Origin of the sequence: Nostoc sp. JL34 (assembly GCF_017114945.1) — a bacterium.
GTDB lineage: Bacteria > Cyanobacteriota > Cyanobacteriia > Cyanobacteriales > Nostocaceae > Nostoc.
Map to the genome: position 1 here is coordinate 167,951 of NZ_JABXKQ010000056.1, position 19,119 is coordinate 187,069.

General features: G+C 41.8%; 20 protein-coding genes and 1 tRNA gene. 9 read left to right on the top strand and 12 right to left on the bottom strand.

Features of this window, described 5'->3' with window-relative positions; all coding sequences use genetic code 11:
• Positions 1-23: 23 nt before the first annotated feature.
• Positions 24-1,073 carry an LLM class flavin-dependent oxidoreductase gene (locus HWQ44_RS11930; protein ID WP_292718697.1) on the bottom strand — a complete coding sequence of 350 codons (1,050 nt, stop codon included), beginning with the start codon at positions 1,071-1,073 and terminating at the stop codon, positions 24-26.
• A 570-nt stretch (positions 1,074-1,643) separates the two neighbouring features.
• Between HWQ44_RS11930 and sfnG the strand changes: the two genes are divergently transcribed.
• Positions 1,644-2,741 (top strand): dimethylsulfone monooxygenase SfnG, encoded by a 1,098-nt coding sequence (gene sfnG, locus HWQ44_RS11935; protein WP_292718699.1) that lies wholly within the window; start codon positions 1,644-1,646, stop codon positions 2,739-2,741.
• A 154-nt stretch (positions 2,742-2,895) separates the two neighbouring features.
• A complete protein-coding gene (locus HWQ44_RS11940; RefSeq protein ID WP_292718701.1) occupies positions 2,896-4,104 on the top strand; it encodes an SfnB family sulfur acquisition oxidoreductase in 1,209 nt (402 codons plus the stop codon).
• 12 nt (positions 4,105-4,116) lie between these two features.
• Here the strand turns inward: HWQ44_RS11940 and HWQ44_RS11945 are convergent, their stop codons facing one another.
• Together HWQ44_RS11945 and HWQ44_RS11950 are read right to left on the bottom strand one after the other, a co-directional pair.
• Entirely contained in the window at positions 4,117-4,383 is a 267-nt protein-coding gene (locus HWQ44_RS11945; protein WP_292718703.1) for a hypothetical protein, read from the bottom strand.
• A gap of 20 nt (positions 4,384-4,403) precedes the next feature.
• On the bottom strand, positions 4,404-4,664 hold the full coding sequence (locus HWQ44_RS11950; protein WP_292718705.1) for a hypothetical protein: 261 nt from the start codon (positions 4,662-4,664) through the stop codon (positions 4,404-4,406).
• Positions 4,665-5,315: 651 nt separating this feature from the next.
• On the opposite strand from HWQ44_RS11950, the gene HWQ44_RS11955 reads away from it, so the two are divergent.
• Positions 5,316-6,500, top strand: coding sequence for an acyl-CoA dehydrogenase family protein (locus tag HWQ44_RS11955; protein WP_292718707.1), 1,185 nt, complete (start codon positions 5,316-5,318; stop codon positions 6,498-6,500).
• Positions 6,501-6,659: 159 nt separating this feature from the next.
• Here HWQ44_RS11955 and HWQ44_RS11960 read toward each other — a convergent pair whose 3' ends face one another.
• Entirely contained in the window at positions 6,660-7,907 is a 1,248-nt protein-coding gene (locus tag HWQ44_RS11960; RefSeq protein ID WP_292718709.1) for a tetratricopeptide repeat protein, read from the bottom strand.
• A 107-nt stretch (positions 7,908-8,014) separates the two neighbouring features.
• Between HWQ44_RS11960 and cobW the strand changes: the two genes are divergently transcribed.
• Together cobW and HWQ44_RS11970 are read left to right on the top strand one after the other, a co-directional pair.
• Positions 8,015-9,055 carry a cobalamin biosynthesis protein CobW gene (gene cobW, locus HWQ44_RS11965; RefSeq protein ID WP_292718711.1) on the top strand — a complete coding sequence of 347 codons (1,041 nt, stop codon included), beginning with the start codon at positions 8,015-8,017 and terminating at the stop codon, positions 9,053-9,055.
• Between the two features lie 110 nt (positions 9,056-9,165).
• Positions 9,166-9,648 (top strand): ABA4-like family protein, encoded by a 483-nt coding sequence (locus tag HWQ44_RS11970; protein WP_292718713.1) that lies wholly within the window; start codon positions 9,166-9,168, stop codon positions 9,646-9,648.
• Positions 9,649-9,727: 79 nt separating this feature from the next.
• Here the strand turns inward: HWQ44_RS11970 and HWQ44_RS11975 are convergent, their stop codons facing one another.
• The 3 genes from HWQ44_RS11975 to HWQ44_RS11985 all read right to left on the bottom strand — a co-directional run bounded on the left by HWQ44_RS11975 (position 9,728) and on the right by HWQ44_RS11985 (position 10,907).
• On the bottom strand, positions 9,728-9,943 hold the full coding sequence (locus HWQ44_RS11975; protein ID WP_292718715.1) for an acetyltransferase: 216 nt from the start codon (positions 9,941-9,943) through the stop codon (positions 9,728-9,730).
• A gap of 278 nt (positions 9,944-10,221) precedes the next feature.
• Positions 10,222-10,530: a DUF3181 family protein gene (locus tag HWQ44_RS11980; protein WP_292718717.1), complete on the bottom strand. Its 309-nt coding sequence runs from the start codon at positions 10,528-10,530 to the stop codon at positions 10,222-10,224.
• 119 nt (positions 10,531-10,649) lie between these two features.
• Positions 10,650-10,907 carry a hypothetical protein gene (locus HWQ44_RS11985; RefSeq protein ID WP_292718719.1) on the bottom strand — a complete coding sequence of 86 codons (258 nt, stop codon included), beginning with the start codon at positions 10,905-10,907 and terminating at the stop codon, positions 10,650-10,652.
• 439 nt (positions 10,908-11,346) lie between these two features.
• On the opposite strand from HWQ44_RS11985, the gene HWQ44_RS11990 reads away from it, so the two are divergent.
• Positions 11,347-11,544 carry a DUF2795 domain-containing protein gene (locus HWQ44_RS11990; RefSeq protein WP_292718721.1) on the top strand — a complete coding sequence of 66 codons (198 nt, stop codon included), beginning with the start codon at positions 11,347-11,349 and terminating at the stop codon, positions 11,542-11,544.
• 1 nt (position 11,545) lies between these two features.
• Here HWQ44_RS11990 and moaC read toward each other — a convergent pair whose 3' ends face one another.
• Positions 11,546-12,055 (bottom strand): cyclic pyranopterin monophosphate synthase MoaC, encoded by a 510-nt coding sequence (moaC, locus tag HWQ44_RS11995; protein WP_292718723.1) that lies wholly within the window; start codon positions 12,053-12,055, stop codon positions 11,546-11,548.
• Between the two features lie 33 nt (positions 12,056-12,088).
• Between moaC and HWQ44_RS12000 the strand changes: the two genes are divergently transcribed.
• A tRNA-Arg gene (locus HWQ44_RS12000) sits at positions 12,089-12,162 on the top strand.
• A 54-nt stretch (positions 12,163-12,216) separates the two neighbouring features.
• On the opposite strand, the gene HWQ44_RS12005 is transcribed toward HWQ44_RS12000, so the two are convergent.
• From HWQ44_RS12005 to HWQ44_RS12015, 3 genes are all read right to left on the bottom strand, one after another.
• On the bottom strand, positions 12,217-13,473 hold the full coding sequence (locus HWQ44_RS12005) for an MFS transporter (RefSeq protein WP_292718725.1): 1,257 nt from the start codon (positions 13,471-13,473) through the stop codon (positions 12,217-12,219).
• 157 nt (positions 13,474-13,630) lie between these two features.
• The gene (locus tag HWQ44_RS12010; protein ID WP_292718727.1) at positions 13,631-14,644 is read right to left on the bottom strand and encodes a glycosyltransferase family 2 protein; all 1,014 of its coding nucleotides are present in this window, start codon (positions 14,642-14,644) and stop codon (positions 13,631-13,633) included.
• 14 nt (positions 14,645-14,658) lie between these two features.
• Positions 14,659-15,363 (bottom strand): C40 family peptidase, encoded by a 705-nt coding sequence (locus tag HWQ44_RS12015; protein ID WP_292718729.1) that lies wholly within the window; start codon positions 15,361-15,363, stop codon positions 14,659-14,661.
• A gap of 9 nt (positions 15,364-15,372) precedes the next feature.
• Here HWQ44_RS12015 and HWQ44_RS12020 point away from each other — a divergent pair, with 9 nt between their 5' ends.
• Positions 15,373-16,305 carry a serine hydrolase gene (locus HWQ44_RS12020; RefSeq protein ID WP_292718730.1) on the top strand — a complete coding sequence of 311 codons (933 nt, stop codon included), beginning with the start codon at positions 15,373-15,375 and terminating at the stop codon, positions 16,303-16,305.
• A 79-nt stretch (positions 16,306-16,384) separates the two neighbouring features.
• Here HWQ44_RS12020 and HWQ44_RS12025 read toward each other — a convergent pair whose 3' ends face one another.
• On the bottom strand, positions 16,385-18,040 hold the full coding sequence (locus HWQ44_RS12025) for a metallophosphoesterase family protein (RefSeq protein WP_292718732.1): 1,656 nt from the start codon (positions 18,038-18,040) through the stop codon (positions 16,385-16,387).
• 575 nt (positions 18,041-18,615) lie between these two features.
• On the opposite strand from HWQ44_RS12025, the gene HWQ44_RS12030 reads away from it, so the two are divergent.
• A complete protein-coding gene (locus HWQ44_RS12030) occupies positions 18,616-19,071 on the top strand; it encodes an ATP-binding cassette domain-containing protein (RefSeq protein ID WP_292718734.1) in 456 nt (151 codons plus the stop codon).
• The last annotated feature ends 48 nt before the right edge of the window (positions 19,072-19,119 follow it).

Consider the following 19,119-nt stretch of genomic DNA (forward strand, 5'->3'; position numbering starts at 1 on the left):
GCTAGGTAAGGCAAGATTTTTAATTACTTTGTAATTAAGCTACTCTGCTGTCTATATTCGGAAATCACTAGTTTGTGGAAGCGAATAGTATCTTCCAACATAGATTCAAATTTCAGTACTATTAAGTCAACGCCAACAGCTTCGTATTCTTTCAGACGTTGAATAACAGTATAGCGATCGCCAACCAGTTGAGCAGATAAACCGAGATTGGCTTCAATGGTTTGACTGATATCTAGTTTGTTGTGGGCAACTACGTTCGGATCGATTTGCTCTTGAAAGTACTCGATTTGCTGCCAATCGGCAGAACGATAAATCGCTTCTAATCTGGCTTCGGCTTGGGCTGTATGTTCACGAACGATCGCAAAGGCACTCATTGCTACTTTAATCTGACGACCGTAGCGATCGCTAGCTAATCTTTTCACTTTCTGCACCAATGCTGCCGTTTTTTCTGGTTCATCAGCATTGATAAATAGATAATCTCCCAGACGAGCCGCTAGGTTAATTGCCCGATCTGATTCCCCAGCAATGAAAATGGGTGGTGTTGGTGTCGGCTGATCTGCGAGAATACCACCCTTAATGGTGTAGTATTTGCCAACATAATTAAAGTTTTCGACTGTCCACAGCCCCTTAATTACCTCAATATACTCTTCTAATCGTGCGTAGCGATCGCTGTGAGGTAGCCAAATATCTCCATAGCTTTCTACTTCTAATTTCCACCAGCCTGCAATACCACTCAGAGCAAATCTGCCGTTACTAAGTTGATTTTGAATGTTTGCACTCAAATTGGCCACCACCGCAGGCAGTTTAAAACCAGGTTGTACAGCCGCAACAATCTTGATATTCTTGGTGTTTAAACTTGCTAAAGCTGCTGTAATCCAAGCGTCAGCGACATTATAGTTAGGCCCGTGAACTGCATTTAAGTAATGTTCGGGAATGTAATAGAAATCATAACCTAACTCGTCTGCCTGAACTGCCAGCCTTACCAAATCTTGGGTGGATAAATTAGCTTCATGGTTGACAACGCGCAACCATCCACCACAGACCGGCGACCAAATTCCAAACTGAAGTGGCATAAATGTTTTTCCTGTGCTTTTTTTTACGAGGCATTAACAAACTACGGCAACTACATACTTTTACGGTAATTTAGTAGTTCACACTACCACATTTATTTCTGCTATGTATAGTTGCAGATGACAGATGAGAAGCATTTATTTATCACGATATGGAATAGTATCGATACTTTGTCGAGTCCTGATTCCTGATTGCTCTGACTGAATCAGGATAATAGCCAGCAGGTATAAAAAATAATTAAATACTCAGGAAAATTGGGCAGTATTCCAAAATGGAATATGGAAATGGAATTTAAGTATATCAAGTCACGACATCAGAAAAATTGTTGTGATAAAGTCTGATTCATTAAAAACTACGGTAGCACAGTCGAGTTATGGTATATTATTGCCATCAAAGAATTGTCTACTTCTAAACTCAAACTAGTTTGCAACCACTCTCAAGCTTTCGATTTTGACTAAGATTTTGCCCTATCAAGTTTTAGCTGATTTGTTAGCGATGACAAATTAGATTTTGTTGCTTCACTTGCAAACTTAGACAAATAAACAAGCAATTTCAATTACAAACGCACAATTATGGTAGATATTAAGTTCGCTTACTGGATTCCCAATGTCAGCGGTGGGTTAGTTGTTAGTAAAATTCCCCAACGCACAGATTGGACTTACGAATATAATGCTCAACTAGCTCAGACTGCTGAAGAAGTTGGATTTGAATATGCTCTAGCACAAGCCAGATTTATCGCTAGTTATGGCGCTGAGTACCAGCTAGAGGCACTTACAACTGTGTCAGCGCTAGCCCCAGTCACCAAGAAATTGAAATTGATTGCAGCAGTTCACCCTGGATTGTGGCATCCCGGAGTAGTTGCCAAAATCGGTGCCAGTATTGATTTTCTCTCTAACGGTCGGTTTGCTTTGAATGTAGTTAGTGGTTGGTTCAAAGATGAATTCACTATATATGGTGAACATTGGTTAGACCATGACGAACGCTATCGTCGTTCAGAAGAATTTATCCGCGTTCTCAAGGGTTTGTGGACTGAGGATGAGTTTCACTTTAAGGGCGACTTTTACCGTATTAACGGCGGTTGGGTGAAGCCTAAACCAATTAATCAGAATCCCCACCCGGAGATATTCCAAGGTGGGAACTCCAAGGCTGCACGGCGCATGGCTGGCCGCGTCTCTGATTGGTATTTCATGAATGGCAACACCATAGAAGGTGTGAAAGAGCAGATTGCAGAGGTGTCTGAATTAGCGAGTCTTGAAGGACGCACAATTAAGTTTGGTTTGAATTCCTTTATCATCGTGCGAGATACGGAAGCAGAAGCGCATGAAGTATTGCGCGATATTATTGCCCAAGCTGATGTAGAAGCTGTGAAAGGATTTGGCGAAGCCGTGAAACAAGCGGGATCTTCGACTCGTGATGGTCAGGGAATGTGGGCGAATTCCAATTTTGAAGACTTGGTGCAGTATAACGATGGCTTTCGATCGGGTTTGATTGGCACGGCTGAACAAGTCGCTGACAAGATTCGCCAGTTCCATGAAGTGGGAGTTGATTTAATTCTTGGTGGCTTCTTACACTACACAGATGATTTGCCAGCATTTGGTAAGACAGTAATACCAATTGTGCGCGAACTTAAATCTAATCGTCGGACAGCTGATGAGTTGGTTGGAGTGTAGAAGATTAACAGCAACATACTCTGTAGGAGCGGGTTTTGTGGATTGAAACTGTTGTAGATAACAGCTATATCCGAACGGCACTAAGAAAAACCCAAAGGCTGTCTCATAGTAGTGACGATTATCAGTCACTCAATCACAATCAAGGAGTTTTATCATGACATCAGTAATTAATACTGACCAGAAGGCGCATATTATTCGGGATGACAAAGAAGCGATCGCGATCGCTCACGAATTAGCAGCAGAGTTTGCCAAGGGAGACTCAGAACGCGACCAAAATCGGCGTTTGCCTGCTGAGGAAGTAGAAAAGTTTTCCCAGAGTGGATTGTGGGGAATTACAGTCCCGAAAGAGTATGGCGGTGCTTTTGTATCAAGTGCCACCCTAGCAGAAGTAATTAAAATCATCTCTGAAGCTGACTCTAGCCTCGGCCAAATTCCCCAAAACCATCTCTACATGGTGGAAGCAGTCCGGTTGGATGGTACAGATGAGCAGAAGAAGTTCTTCTTTGATTTGGTTCTACAAGGTAAGCGCTTTGGTAACGCCTTCTCGGAAATTGGCACTAAGTCTGTGAATGATGTGCAGACAAAATTAACACCAGATGGATCTGACTTCGTACTCAACGGACGCAAATATTACTCTGCTGGGGCACTACTGGCACATTGGGTTCCTGTGATTGCCAGCAATCCAGATGGTAAAACAGTGGTGGCATTTGTCGAAAGAGATGCCGAAGGACTAACCCTACTTGATGATTGGACGAGCTTCGGACAGCGTACCACTGCTAGCGGTACTACCATTATTGAAAATGTGAAAGTTAAGGCAGAACACGTGATTCCGCACTACTTAGCCTTTGAGAGGGCTACTCCAATGGGTGCGATCGCGCAAATCATCCAAGCCGCCGTAGACGTGGGAATTGCTAAAGCCGCAGTCCGTGACACCATCCACTTTGTTCGCAACTATACCCGCCCTTGGGTTGACAGCAATTTAGAAAAAGGCTACGAAGATCCGCTGACACTGTACAACTTAGGCAATGTCCAAATTCAGGTTCACGCTTCTGAAGCATTGCTGCGTCGTGCAGGCGAATTTCTTGACATCGCCAACGAGTCAGGCTTAGAAGAACCCAAAGTAGTTGAAGCATCGATCGCAGTTGCCGAAGCCAAAGCCTTAGCCACCGAAGCAGCATTACTCGCTACCAACAAATTGTTTGAACTAGCAGGTACTAAGTCCACATTGGAAGAATTCAACTACAATCGCCACTGGCGAAATGCCCGCGCTCACACACTCCACGATCCCGTGCGTTGGAAATACTACGCTGTTGGTAACTACTTCCTAAATGGTGTCTATCCCCCGCGCCACCCTTGGTTGTAATTGCAGCATTCTCTACTGGGGTGAAGCTTTCAGAATTAACATTTTCCAGAATGCTTTACCCAGGGTAAATCCAACATTATTTAAGTTGATCCTATGAGCGTTGCAAACCCAACCCAGAGGCGGAGCATTTGGAAAAGCCAGCCATTTAAGGGACTGCTTTTCATTGCTATAATTGCTGTCATTAGCTATATTTTTGAACTCATATTTGGTCAAATTATTCAGCTGAATGTGGGCACAAAGTTGACTTACATCACGATATGCTTCGTCTGGTGGTGGCATCTAGGTTTTTCGCTCAACGGCTATCCAGGTTCTTGCACATCTGAAAATTGAGATACAGATGTTACCTGAGACATACTGTTTATCTGTTGGACATTTGCATCACTATTGATTGCAGGAATTTTAGGGGTTTGGGCGATGGTTGTTACCGAGGAATTTTCCCCAAAATTGGCAGTCCTAGCCACTAAATTCCTGTCTTTAGCATGGGCTGATGTGCTGGCTAGCAAAGTAGCCCCCAAAACCATCGATTCTATGAACAAATTATGAAATGAACGATTGAACATTTCCACCACTCCTCATATTTTTGGTTTGAAAAATTTAGTGAAAGCCATCAGACATTTCAGTGACTTGTCAATCTCAAAAAAATTATGACTATCCCTGATAATGTTGAATTAATTTAACACTCAAAAATTTTCACTAATATTGCTACACTTCGAGATATAACCAGATATATAAGTTAATTTATGGTATTTTTATCTGCATATTTCAGTGTAGAAAAGACTTGCTTTCAAACAAATAGATTCCTTGCAACAGCTAGTCTATTTGCCAAGAGAATATCTATCTGTAAAAATATTCCAGTTCTACAGATGATTTTATAGGCAATTAGCTACAAACTACTATATAACCATCAGGTTTAAGTAGATTAATGTCTTTAAATTAATAATATTGCATATATATTCTATAAATACAAGTAATATATAAAGTTTTTTGCCAAACTTTTATTAGACTTTCTTCTCAGTAAAATATTTTTTATATCGCACTATCAACTTATATAATTTAGCAAAAGTTATTTTATTTTTGCTTGCCTTATTAGTTAGTATATGCAATAGTTATTTTATAATAAATAGGTTTATAAAACTATTTTAGCTCCAAAATTATTCCAGCCAATTTTATAGTTACTTCTCACAATAAGTTAGTAGGAGAAGTCGTAAAGTATGCAATTAATCGAAACGAAAGAGTCTCAAAATTATCTCGATATAGCTAAATCTTTAGCAAAAGAATTTGACCAGACTGCTGTCGAGCGGGATGCTAAAGGGGGAACGCCAAAGCATGAGCGCGCTCGCTTGCGCCAAAGCAACTTGCTGAAACTAATCGTACCCACAGAGTATGGTGGTTTAGGGCAAAGCTGGATTACCATTCTGCAAATTACCCGTGAGTTTGCCAAGGTTGATAGTTCCATTGCTCACGTCTTTTCTTATCACCATCTAGGTGTAGTAATTCCTCATATTTTTGGTTCGGCAGAGCAAAAACAGCAATATTACTCAGAAACTATTCAGAATAATTGGTTTTGGTGCAATGCCCTCAACCCTTTAGATAAAAGAGCTACTCTGACACCAGAAAATGATTATTTCCGTCTGAACGGGATTAAAAGCTTTTGCTCTGGCTCTCAAGACTCAGATATATTGCCGATCGGTGCTATTCATCAAGAAACTGGTGAATTGAATATTTTGATAATTCCTACTCAACGGCAAGGCGTTACTGTGCATGATGATTGGGATAATATCGGGCAACGTCAAACAGATAGTGGTAGTGTTACTTTTGAGAATGTGTTGGTGTACCCTGACGAAATTCTTGGTAGTAGAGACAAACTCAGTCAACCCTTCAACACTATTCGCGCCTGCTTAACTCAATTGAATCTTGCTAATATCTATCTGGGAATTGCACAGGGAGCATTTGAAGCTGCTAAAACATATACTTCCACTAATACAAAACCTTGGCTGACATCAGGTGTAGAGAGTGCAACCCAAGATCCTCACATCCTTCAACACTATGGCAAAATCTGGGTTGAACTCCAAGCAGCTAAGAGCTTGACTGAGCAAGCTGGAGAATTACTACAAGCGGCTTGGGAAAAAGAATGGTTACTCACCGCCGAACAACGTGGGGAATGTGCGCTTTGCGTCGCTACTGCCAAAGTTGCAGCGACTAAAGTCGGTTTAGACATTACCAACCGCATTTTTGAAGTTATGGGCGCACGCGCTACTACGGCAAAGTACGGCTTTGATCGCTATTGGCGTAATCTCCGCACGTTCACTCTCCACGATCCGGTAGATTACAAAATTCAAGAGATCGGAAATTGGGCGTTAAATGATGAACTACCAAAACCTAATTTTTATTCATAGATAATTGGTCTTTCAAGACGCGATAAATCGCGTCTCTACATTAGGGTTTTGGTATTGAGTTGTATCGATTATTTCACCAAGACTTCGGCGTGAATGCTATTTCTCTGGGCGAAATCATCCCATAATTCAGCAACGCCTAATTTATTTGTTAGAAATCCTTTATTCAGCGATTAAGGTTTTGAGAGCGTCTTGAGCATCAGCGTTTTGTGGATCTATTTTTAATGCTTGCTGAAAAACTGCCGCAGCCTCTTGTTTTGAGCCATCACCAGATTCGCCATAGGAAATCTCTCGGCCAAGTTTGATGTAAAGTTCAGCCATTTTGCGACGTGGAATCATATTCGCTAGCGGCTGATAAAAAGCCATGACAGCAGTAAAGCCTTTTTGCTTATAAAGTGCCAAATTGATATTTGAGCAGGTGTCATAACTGCCTTCACCAGTTTTTACCACCTTTTGGCAGATTGCCAAAGCTTCATCTAGATTGTCCTGTTTAGCTAGTGCTTCAGTTAGTTTACTGTAATAATAATCTGTAGATTCTTTGGCAACAGCTTGGCGGTAAAGAGCGATCGCTTCATCTGGTTTTTGTTGTGTCATCAGGACATCGGCCAGTTCCATATATGTTGAAGCGTCAGGCTCAATTTTAATTAGTTGGCGGTAGGCTGCGATCGCCTCGTTCGTAAAGCCCCGCTCTAATGATAGTTCAGCCAACTTTTTATAAAAAACCTTATTATTGGGGTCATCTTTACTTATTTGGCGATAGATAGCTACTGCTTCTGAATATTCCAAGATTTCACCCAGCTTCTCATAAGCGTTGTCAGACCAAAGATAACCATTCTCATCAAGTTTAATGGCTTCGCGGTAAGCTGCGATCGCTTCTTCTCGTTTACCTATTTTGAAAAGAGTATCGGCTAAATAGTAGTAATTATTGGAATCAGGATTGAGTTTAACTGCCTGACGGTAAGCCACTAATGCTTGCTCTATACTGCCAACTTCCTGCAATTTCCTGGCTAAAATAATGTAGTTACTATCATTTTTAGGATCAAGTTTGACAGCTTGACTCAGAGCAGCGATCGCTTCTGTGGTTCGTCCCTTTTCTGCGAGAAAATTCCCTAATTTGAGGTAAATTGCCGCATCAGGAGTTAACTGTAATGCTTGATGATAGGTAGCGATCGTCTCTGCAATCTTGCCTTGCTTAGATAGGACATCTGCCAGCTTCACGTAAGCATAACTGTTTTTGCGATCGCGTTCAATGAAACTCCGCCAAATATTAGCGGCTTCTTGATAATTTTTCACTTCTTCAGCAGATGTCGCTTTTTGTTCCAACTCCTCTACCGTTTGTGCCACACTGATTTGAGGAATTAAAGCCAAACCTAAACTCAACAATAACGGCAATATTTTCAGGTTTACCATAGACTTTCAGCTTAAAATAACTAAGTCTATCTTAAAACCAAGCTTAATCTCAGTATTTAAGTTTGTAACCCGTAAAACTTACCATACTGGGTAAATCAGGCAAAAATATGGCTACGAAAATTCCTGTCACAGTGATTACAGGCTTCTTAGGTAGTGGAAAAACGAGCCTAATTCGCCACCTGCTACAAAACAACCAAGGACGCCGCATTGCTGTTGTAGTCAATGAATTTGGCGAACTCGGTATTGATGGCGAATTATTAAAATCCTGTCAAATTTGCCCGGAAGATGGTGAGGGAGACACTAATATCTTTGAATTGACCAACGGTTGCTTATGCTGCACCGTGCAGGAAGAGTTTTACCCGATGATGCAAGAGTTAATCAAGCGGCGAGATAGCATCGACTGCATTTTGATTGAAACCTCTGGTTTAGCTTTACCAAAACCGCTGGTGAAGGCTTTTCGCTGGCAGGAAATTCGCAATGCTGCCACTGTGGATGCAGTGATTACGGTGGTGGATTGTGCGGCGGTTGCAGCCGGGACATTTGCTAGCGATCCAGAAGCGATCGCAGCCCAGCGGCAAGCAGATGATAATCTAGAACACGAAACACCCTTGCAAGAACTGTTTGAAGACCAACTTGCTTGTGCAGACTTAGTGGTGTTAAATAAAATTGACTTGGTAGATGCCGAAACAAAAGCCAGAGTTGAGGAATTGATTAAGCAAGAGTTGCCCAGAGTGGTGAAAATTGTCGAGAGCGACCGTTCTCAACTAGACGCATCTATATTATTAGGATTCCAAGCCGCAGTCGAAGACAATTTAGATTCTCGTCCTAGTCATCATGATACTGAAGAAGACCACAATCATGATGAAGAAATTACCTCAGCTAATTTAATTTTGGATCGTACCTTTGACCCCGAAAAGCTACAACAGCAGTTACAAACATTGGTACAACAACAAGAAATTTACCGGATTAAAGGCTTTGTCGCAGTGCCTAATAAATCCATGCGCTTAGTGATGCAAGGCGTGGGAACCCGATTTGATAAATTTTACGATCGCCCCTGGAAACCAGAAGAGGCTAGGCAAACGCGCTTAGTTTTCATCGGTCGTGATTTGAAGTCTTCAGAAATCGAATCACAACTTGTAGCTTTATAAGTATACTCAGATCCCCGACTTATTAAATAAGTCGGGGATCTATCTTCTGAGAGTTACTAGTTATGAATAATTAGTTAATTCAAAACAAAAACACTTCCCTTTACAAAAATATGACAATCTCTCAATTATTTAATATTGCCAACCTTTTCGTATTACCATTTTGGGCGTTGATGATTTTATTGCCAAACTGGAAAGTTACACGACAGATAATGTCATCATATCTACCCTTTGTGCTGTTAGCAGGGACGTATTTGTATTTGTTTATCAACAGCATTACGCCAGAAAATGCTCAAGCTTTATCTAATCCCCAATTAACTGATATTGCCCGCTTTTTTGCAGATGAAACAGCTGCGGCAACGGGTTGGATTCATTTTTTAGTGATGGATTTATTTGTCGGTCGCTGGATTTATTGGGAAGGGCAAAAAACAGGTGTTTGGACAATTCACTCTCTGGCTTTATCTTTGTTTGCTGGGCCTTTGGGATTACTGTCTCACATCTTGACTGACTGGATTACTAAGACATTTTTCCCGAAGTTTCAGCAGAATGAAACGGCGACAGTAGCAGAACAAGAAATATCATCAACTGGTAGATAGTAGTAGGGGCGCAAAGTTGTGCGCCCCTACTATTGATAATTGGTAATAGTTTATAACCAATTACCTGATTTTAAAATCATTAACTGTTGTCGTGTCTATAGTCGGCATCTAACCAACAGCGTGGTAGAACTTCACCAGAAGGAAAAACAAGATTTTCTTTTTTAAAAGTATCAGGTGGCTGTTCTTCTTCACCTTCTTGTTCTCGTCCGTGAACGACATCACTATTTGGGTCAAGCAATTCTTGAATTTCCAGAATTTTTACCAATTCGCCAGAATCTTTGATTTGTAAAAGCATAGAAATTGCCTCAATAAGTTTGCATGAAAATTGGAAGCGAGTTTCAAGATCAACTCACTCACATCTCAACCAGATTAGAAGGTCAAGATCCCTTAATTGTTAAAGGAAATTTTTACCAGATATGCATAAATAAATTACACAACATTTATCTATGTGTATCTGTGGTTTTTATTTTATAAAGTTGATACAGCAAAAAATCCTCAATTCAGTATCTCAACTTGAATCAGGGAATACTGACTGAGAAAACTGTTCAATTCAAATAATTTTGGTTTCAGCAATTAGATTTCGCGGAGATATTTTTCCAAAATATCTACTAAAGTGACCTGGCATTGCAGTGGTAGTAAATCGATTAAAGGAAGTTCCCTTTTACCGCCGCCAATTTTTACTGGAATTGATTCCAATACTTTTATAACTTGGTCTTCACTTACATTGTTGGAAGTAATTAAGGGATACAACTGTTCAGCAACAAGCGTATGCAGTTTGGCATTAGATAAATAAAGATGCCATTTGGCAATGTCTATGTAGACATTTTCGCCAATTTCAGCTGCTAGGGCTTCCAGTAGCTCTGTGGTGTTAGTCTTAGCCATAAAAATAACCCTACATTAAGAAAAAGTGCGAAATATCAGGCTTTTTTACATTATCGCTCAATTAACAGGCTGATTCTACTACCACAGGTTACAATCGCCCCAGCATCAGGAGTCCATCTTCAGGTGGATTTGGGTGGAGTTTCGCTGTAGTTAGCGATCGCACTAATATAAATCAGATGCACTAATACTATTCCTGTCCAACTTGCAGTAAACAACGGCAGCCAGTCCCAGGTAGTGTTTTTCAAGATGTGAAAAAACCATAACCCAGAATTAATCGTAGCAGCGATCGCTACATGGGTGGCAAAATTCATCCGGTCATCGATCTTGCGGTAATCAGGGTCTTTGCGATCGGGTTTGCGAGGCCAACGAGGAGGCATAAATATTTGTTACAGATTTAAATACACCCTATTCATTCTAAGGTTTTTATGGCATTGGTTGCTATTAGACTCCTAGAACCAGTCATCATCGAATTAAAAGTCAAGCGCAGCTAGGTCAAATCCGATGACTATCTTTGGGCAAATAGACTCTGATCTCCTCTATCGCGATAGTGACGGCAAACCAATGGCAGAAAACACAGAACAGTATCGCTAGATTGTCTTAATTAAGGAGAATTTGGAGATTCTGTTTGCTAATAAGATTAACGAGTAGGGATGAGGGAGAAGAATTAAGAACCAATACCCAATCTCCAATGCATGATTCATCAACCTGGTGGATGACCTTTTAATCTTTCTTAGTTAAAAATGATTCATCTTTATGATAGAGGGAGCAAATAGATCCACTTGTGAACATGGAAAGAACCTTTAGAGGTGGATGAAAATGGCTAAGGCAAACCCAGTTGAAATACAAAAACACTTGAAAGGTGTTGACTATCCCGCGAATAAGCAAGAATTAACTAAGCACGCTAAAAAGCAAGGAGCAGATAAAGAGATTCTGTCTCTGTTAGAGAAACTGCCAGATGATGAAGAGTTTGAAAGCCCAGCCGATCTCAACAAAGCTATAGGTGAGATAATCTAGGCTATTGTTCTGGCGGGGAATAATCTCCTGATTTCCCGCCACTCTTACTTATTAAACGAATTGATTCAATTTGAATCGACTTTTCTAAAGCTTTTGCCATATCGTATAAAGTCAGAGCAGCAACAGAAACGGCGGTTAAGGCTTCCATTTCTACACCAGTTTCAGCTTTGGTTTTGACTGTGGCTTGAATTTGATAACCAGGTAGATGCGGAACGGGTATAATCTCGACTGCGATTTTTTGCAAAGGCAACGGATGACACAGAGGAATTAAAGTCGCTGTTTGCTTGGCTGCCATAATCCCAGCCAATCTTGCAGTTGCCAACACATCCCCTTTTGGCACATTTCCGGCTTGAATGGCAGCGAAGGTGGCTGGCAGCATCCGCACATTGGCCGCTGCTACTGCTTGGCGGATGGTGGGTGCTTTGCCAGACACATCCACCATCTGTGCCTGTCCTTGGGGATCTAGATGGGTTAAGTTCGCAAAATTAGATGGAAAATTATCTTGCGTCATTTGTTAGAACGTGTTAATATAGATTGTCGGTGAGGGCGTGTAGCTCAGTGGACTAGAGCACGTGGCTACGGACCACGGTGTCGGGGGTTCGAATCCCTCCTCGCCCGTTTTTGAATTTTAAGAGTTGAAAGTTGGGAGTGAGGAAGTTTAATTCCTCACTCCTAACTTTTAGTTTTTAAGGCGTAGGCATCTGGAGCTAGACCTAGTGCAAAGCGCAGGGAGTTGGATAGATTTTTGCTCGAATGGGTGAGGAAGAGGACAAGTGCTATAGAAGTGATCGCAGCACCATAGCCAAACATATCGCGGTAGCCTACAAGTTCGGCGATGATACCCAGAAGAGGAGCAGCGATCGCAATCCCCAGGTCAAGTCCAGCTATGCATATAGCAAAAATTTTCCCCCGTTCTTGCGGCAGTGAGCGGTCTGCCATCATAGTGATCATCATCGAGATCAGTGTACCACCACCAGCACCTTCAGCGATCGCAGCCAGTAAGAAAACGATCGCACTTTCAGCCTGCCACAGTAGGATTAACGCTAAAACGTAGCAAAAAATCCCAAAGGTAATAAACAAACCACGACCAAAGCGATCGCTTGCCTTACCAGCAAACACCCTGATACTAAAACTAGAAATTGCCGCTGCTGTAAAAAATAGTCCGCCATTGAAGTCCACTTCAGTGGATTTGACGAACAACGACACAAAGGTATGTACAGCACCGAGGGACAAACCAACCAGCAACATAACTATAGTTGGAACTCTCACCCGTGGACTGACCAAAATTTGCCAAAAGTTGCGTAGGCGTAGCCCGTCGTAGACATCCTCTTCCTCAGTTTGCTCTTGCGTTTGCACTGGCGGATTCGTAACTTGGACAATTCCCAAGAGGGCGACAAAACCCAATTCAGCGGATAACAGAAATAATATCCCGTAACCACTTGTAGCTTCTAAATACCCTCCCAAGGCAGGGCCAATTGCTAAACCAATGGGAGTTGCTAGGGTCATGTAACCAATGATTTCACCACGAGTTTCGGTGGGAGCTAAATCTGCGACTAAGGCACTGTAGCCAGTGGTAAAAGCAGCAACACTGATGCCGTGAAAAATCCGCACTAGGATCAATAGCCCAAGTGATTGGGTTGCCAAATAACCAAAGGGTGCGATCGCAGCTACTATCGTACCAATCAACAAGACAATTTTTCGACCACGTTCATCGGCTAACCGTCCTAATATCGGGCGAGATAGCAATAACCCAATGGCGAAACTGCCCATCACAATCCCAATTTCTTGCTTGCTTGCGCCCACATCATCAATGTAAAGCGGTAGGGTTGGTAAGAGCGAAGACAGACTCGACCAGAATAATAAACCTGCCGTAAACAAAACCAGCAGGTTGCGCCGTAATTCGGCATCAAAGGTATTAAATGCTTTCAAGGTAGATGCAATTTGATGAGTTTTTTGTTACTTGTCATTTGTCATTTGTCTAGAGTCAACCAATATTATTTACTTCTAACTATTTACTAATGACAAATGACCAATTGACCAATGATCAATGACCAATGACCAATGACAAATCAATACCATTGTTACCTTAGTTAACCTTTTTTGCTACCACCTCTCGCACACGATAGATAGGCCTTCCTTGGGATTCATGATATGTACGCATAAGCAATTCTGCCAAAAGACCGAAGCAAAACAACTGCACTCCAGTTACTAGCAGGAGAACTGCTAAAATCAGCAAAGGGCGATTGCCAATCATCTCACCTAAAGCCAATTTGACGAAAGTCAAGTAAATTCCGATCGCTGTTCCTGAAACCATTGAAATCAAGCCTAACAGCCCAAAAACGTGCATCGGGCGAGTCAGGAATCTTTTCATAAACAGAATGGTTAACAAATCCATCAACACCCGGAATGTCCGCCAAATCCCATATTTACTGCGACCAAAGCGCCGGGCATGATGACGTACAGGTATTTCGGTAATTCTAGCTCCTTCGATGTACGCCAAAGCAGGTAAAAATCGGTGTAATTCCCCGTAGAGGTTCATATCTGCCAGCAGTTCTGCACGATAGGCTTTCAGCGAACAGCCATAGTCATGAATATTCACGCTAGTGGTGCGGCGAATTAGCCAATTGGCAATTTTAGAAGGAAGTAACCGATTTACGGCGCCATCTTGGCGTTTTTGCCGCCAACCACTCACCAAATCGTAACCCTCATCCAGCTTTGCTAATAACATGGGGATATCAGCCGGATCATTTTGGAGATCAGCATCCAAAGTGACGATCGCTTTACCGACTGCATAATAAAATCCAGCAGCCATCGCCGCAGTTTGTCCGTAGTTGCGACGCAAAATCACCACCTTTAAATCAGAACGGATTTGCGCCTCTTCTTTGAGAAATTCCGCAGAACCATCTGTAGAACCATCATCCACACAAATGATTTCATAATTTATCTGACTAGAGGATAAAGTAGATGCGATCGCTTCTAGTAAAAGCGGCAAACTTTCCACCTCATCATGTATCGGCAGCACCACTGAAACATCTGGGATAATTGCTGAAATAGCCCCATTCTCCTCAGTTAATCCTTGATCAACCAACCCACTCCTCATATACCTGTGCGTCCTCAGCGTTTCTGTGGTTCGTAACTCTTGATAACTCTACCAGCACCTCGCAGCTGCTGATAGTACGACTGACTAACTGCATCTCCCTGTTCCGAGAGAATATTAATCCCAATTCCATCCCGTCCTTGATCTTTCCCAGAACTATGGATGTAATAACCATCCGTCAAATAAAGGGCGACATGAGTGGCTTTTTGGCTAGTTCCAAAAAATACTAGATCCCCGGCTACTAATTCTGCAACAGTGATTGGTTGGGTAAATCCTTCCTGTTGATAGGCATCTCTAGGTAGCCAAATACCCACCGAAGCAAACGCCGCCTGCATCAACCCAGAACAATCATAATTTGGCCCAACTGTACCACCCCAAAGGTAAGAATTTGATTGTTGCATCGCTTTTTGGGTAAAGGCAATGACCTCTACTAGGAGTTTTTTAATTTCAGATTCAGAAAATGTTGCAGCCTGATAAGGTACAGTAGCAGATTGTAATGAATCAAAATCTGAAAAGGATACCCATCCAGGATAATCATCTTCACACAAATACACCTCAACCGCTGAATTTTGATGATTTGATGTTACCCATAAATGTCGCCCAGATGCGGCTTGAGTTGCTAAACGCGTACATTCAGGAGAATCATATAAATTCAAGTCAGCTAAACACTGATACTCCCCTGATTTTGGATTTTGGATTTTGGATTTTAGATTAAGGGACATTATTAGAGAATGATTTTTTTTAATAGAGACGAACAACTCGAAAATATTGGTAATGGCATTTTAGATGCAACTTGGGCAGCATTTGGCACCTTAGCCCGGAATCAAATTGCCCTGACTTGGGTTGTTTACGATCCCCCAGTGCTAGTAAATACTGGTGGGGCGCTGACTCCCAACGCTTTTTGGGATCATCCAGTTCGTGGTTTCACTTATCGCGGTGTTGAACGGATTTATCCCGCCAGTGTAGTCAAGCTATTTTACCTGGTGGCGGTAAATGAATGGCTAGAAAAAGGCATGAGTCAAACCTCCAAAGAGTTGGAACGCGCCTTGCGGGATATGATTGTCGATTCTAGTAATGATGCTACCAGCTTGGTTGTGGATATCCTGAGTGGCACTACATCAGGGCCAGAGTTACCAACCGGGCCCTTTGAAACCTGGAAATATCAGCGTAATATTGTTAACCGCTATTACCAATCTTTGGGTTGGGAAGAATTGGAGACGATTAACGTCTGTCAAAAAACTTGGAGTGATGGCGCTTATGGACGAGAACGGGCATTTGTGGGAGAGTTACTGGAAAATCGCAATATGTTGACCACAAATGCGATCGCTAGGTTACTGCATAGTATTGTAGGTGGAGTGGCAGTTTCAAGTGGGCGATCGCAAGCCATGATGGCTTTACTCAAACGGACTCTCAACGATTTGCCCACTGACAGAGAGGAAGATCAGGTAGTAGGTTTTTTAGGCGGTGGACTCCCTGAAAATGCTCAAATTTGGTCAAAGGCAGGTTGGACAAGTCAAGTTCACCATGATGCCGCGTATATTGAGTTACCAGAACAGCGCCCTTACCTCTTAGTGGTATTTACTGAAGGTAAAGCGCAGGCTAAGAGTCGGGATATTTTACCCTTTGTTTCTAAACTAGTTGCCGAAGCGATCGCTAGTCTATAGCAATCCTAAATCATTCGCGAACAACAAGATCCCTGACTTCTTGAAGAAGTCGGGGATCTGAATATGACGATTTTACAAATCAGATAGGATTGCTATCTTTCAACTTAAATTCGTCAAACTTTAATACTTCCGAATCAGGCTTGCGAGTATCAAAACGATAACTACTTATCGTACCCGTCCCCGTATCAAAGATACTGAAAACTGTAATATCATTACTCGCAATATAAGGCATCGGCTTGCCATCTTCACCCAGCAAGGGGGCAATTGTTGGCACTACAGGTTCTAACCCATTGGGATCGCCAACCTTAACGTAATCCTCTTGATATCCAATTGGCACTTCTCGCTTTCTATCACCCCAAGCAGCACCGTAAGTATTGCCCACATTAGATGTTTCTAGAAAGTGCATTCCCCTGGGACTAATAAAGCGATTCCACAAATGAGAATGCCCATAGAAGACCAATTGCACATTAGCCGCTTCCAGTATTGGGACAACATCGCGAATAATATAATCTGCATCTTTGGGATACTCGTAACGCACTGCTTTGATATTATTGCTATCCCGTTCAATTATCTGTACTGGTTCTGTATAAGCGGGAACTATATTATCACCCAAAGTGTGGGGCGGATGATGAAACATCACAACTTTGTATTTTGCTTGTTTAAACTCAGGGCTGTTAAGTTCTGCCTCTAGCCAATTGTACTGCTTGCTGCCTTTGGCAATTGGCTCATAAATCAGCTGTCCATAACCCCAATTTTCAGAATTATTTAAATCCTTTTTGGCTTCCTGATATCTCCCCCGACGCTTTCCATCTAAGTTGGGAGTCCGCCACATATTCGTAATGTACAGTACCACCAAACGCACATCACCAAAACTGACTGCATAATACCTTTTTCCACCCTCTTTACTTTTTGGTAAAGAGAAAATCTCTTCGTAGGTATTAGTATTAAAAGAATTATCTATTAAAGACTTGTCCCGGTAGATTTTTTGAGCAACTGCCCGAGGAATTGTATCATCAAATTCACCATCTAAACTTTCCGTCCTGGCAAAACGCCCCATTACCTCATGATTGCCAATGCAAGTAAACATGGGTGCATGTTGAATTATTTGGCCACCAGTGTAGGTTGTCTTAACGTTGTTGTGCGTCATTTCATATTTAGCACGACCTTGTAAGCCGGGAAACAACGCACCACCATTATGATCATCAAACCATTCTGAGGCGCGATCGCTAACATTGACCAAATCACCGGCAAACCACACTCCATCAACTCGTCCAACTGTTTCTACCACCTTTTGTAGATTTGCCGCTGTCATTGGCTTTAATTGATGATCTGAGGTGAGTAAAATTTTTAATGGTGTATCCGGTTTTGGAGTAGCTGTGAGGGTAAAAACATCACTTTTAACACTCTCGCCGTCTTCTCGTACACTCGTGACCCGATAGTTCACCCGCACATCAGGAGTTAATCCAGTTACCTCAGCCTCATGTCGCCAAATGTCACGCTGAACAGGTTTTTGATAAACTTGGGCGTTTTTGGTTTGGTTTGCAACTTTTGAATCCTGGTCTTCACGCGTGCGAGTGAGTTTGGTAATATTTGCCTTAGCAGTTTGTTTGAGATTTTCCCCGTAAGTTACTGTGTGATTAACACCAGCAAACTCAGTAAACCAAACTACTCGCACTGAGGTTTCAGTTGGCAATTGCAAAAATGGGTCGGTGAGTAGTTGGGGTGCTGATGTCATAATTGTTTGCCCAAATGAACGCACACTTACCAGAGTAAAGCATATAACAAGCACAAGCATAGCCACTGTGGAGATTTTACGACCGCTTAAGAGTTTGAGCTTGAGTAACATGAGGAACCTTTAATGTAACAAGGACAATGCACCATGAGGAAATTGTAAAAGTTCTATACCCAAGTGCAGCAACTTTGCTTTTATTGCAGATGATAATTGTTCAATTAAGTTTTTCTAACGAAAAATGGGTGGTGTGGAGATAGAAAAAGCGATCGCTACCCTTGTGAAATTCCTTCGTGCTAGACTGTAGTCAATATCAAACCTCATCACAACTCCAACGAGATAGCACAAATGAAGTAGTACCAAACACCTGTTGCACCAAGGCAACAAATGTCAACGAAAAATAAACGCAACTAGTTTGACAGGGTTACTTCAGATAGTCATGCATTAAAGATATTGTCATCACTCGTAATCTACATTCAACCGCTTGACAAGTGTCTGCGGCTGAGTTTACTTTGTGTCTAATCTACCCGCAATTGTTGTGAAAACGCGGGTAAAAATTTGCGAATTGAGGTTTGAGAAGAATGCAGAAAAAATCAATATTATTAGCTGAGAATTTAGCCTATGAACTCAGCTTGGACAGAACTTTGTTTCAAAAAGTTCAGGTGAGTATCGAGGCGGGCGATCGCATTGCTTTGGTTGGTAACAACGGTGTAGGAAAATCAACTCTACTAAAAATCCTTGCAAGTAAAATTAGCCCCAAGATAGGCTCAGTTTTGTGTCATGGTGTTGTTTACTATTTGCCACAAATCAGCACTATCAAGCAAGAAATTACAGTAGATACAGTACTTAATTTTTTGATTTCCATCTCTGATGAATGGTGGAAGATTGAGGATATTTTGCAAACCAAATTCCACACCATACTTGACTTATATTTACCAATTACTAACTTGAGTGGTGGGGAAATCACGAAACTATTTCTGGCGATCGGTTTATCTCAACATCCCAACTTGTTATTGCTGGATGAACCAACTAAGTAGGTGGGCGGAAAAATTTACAGCTATGTAACGAAAAGTTAAGTAGTAGAA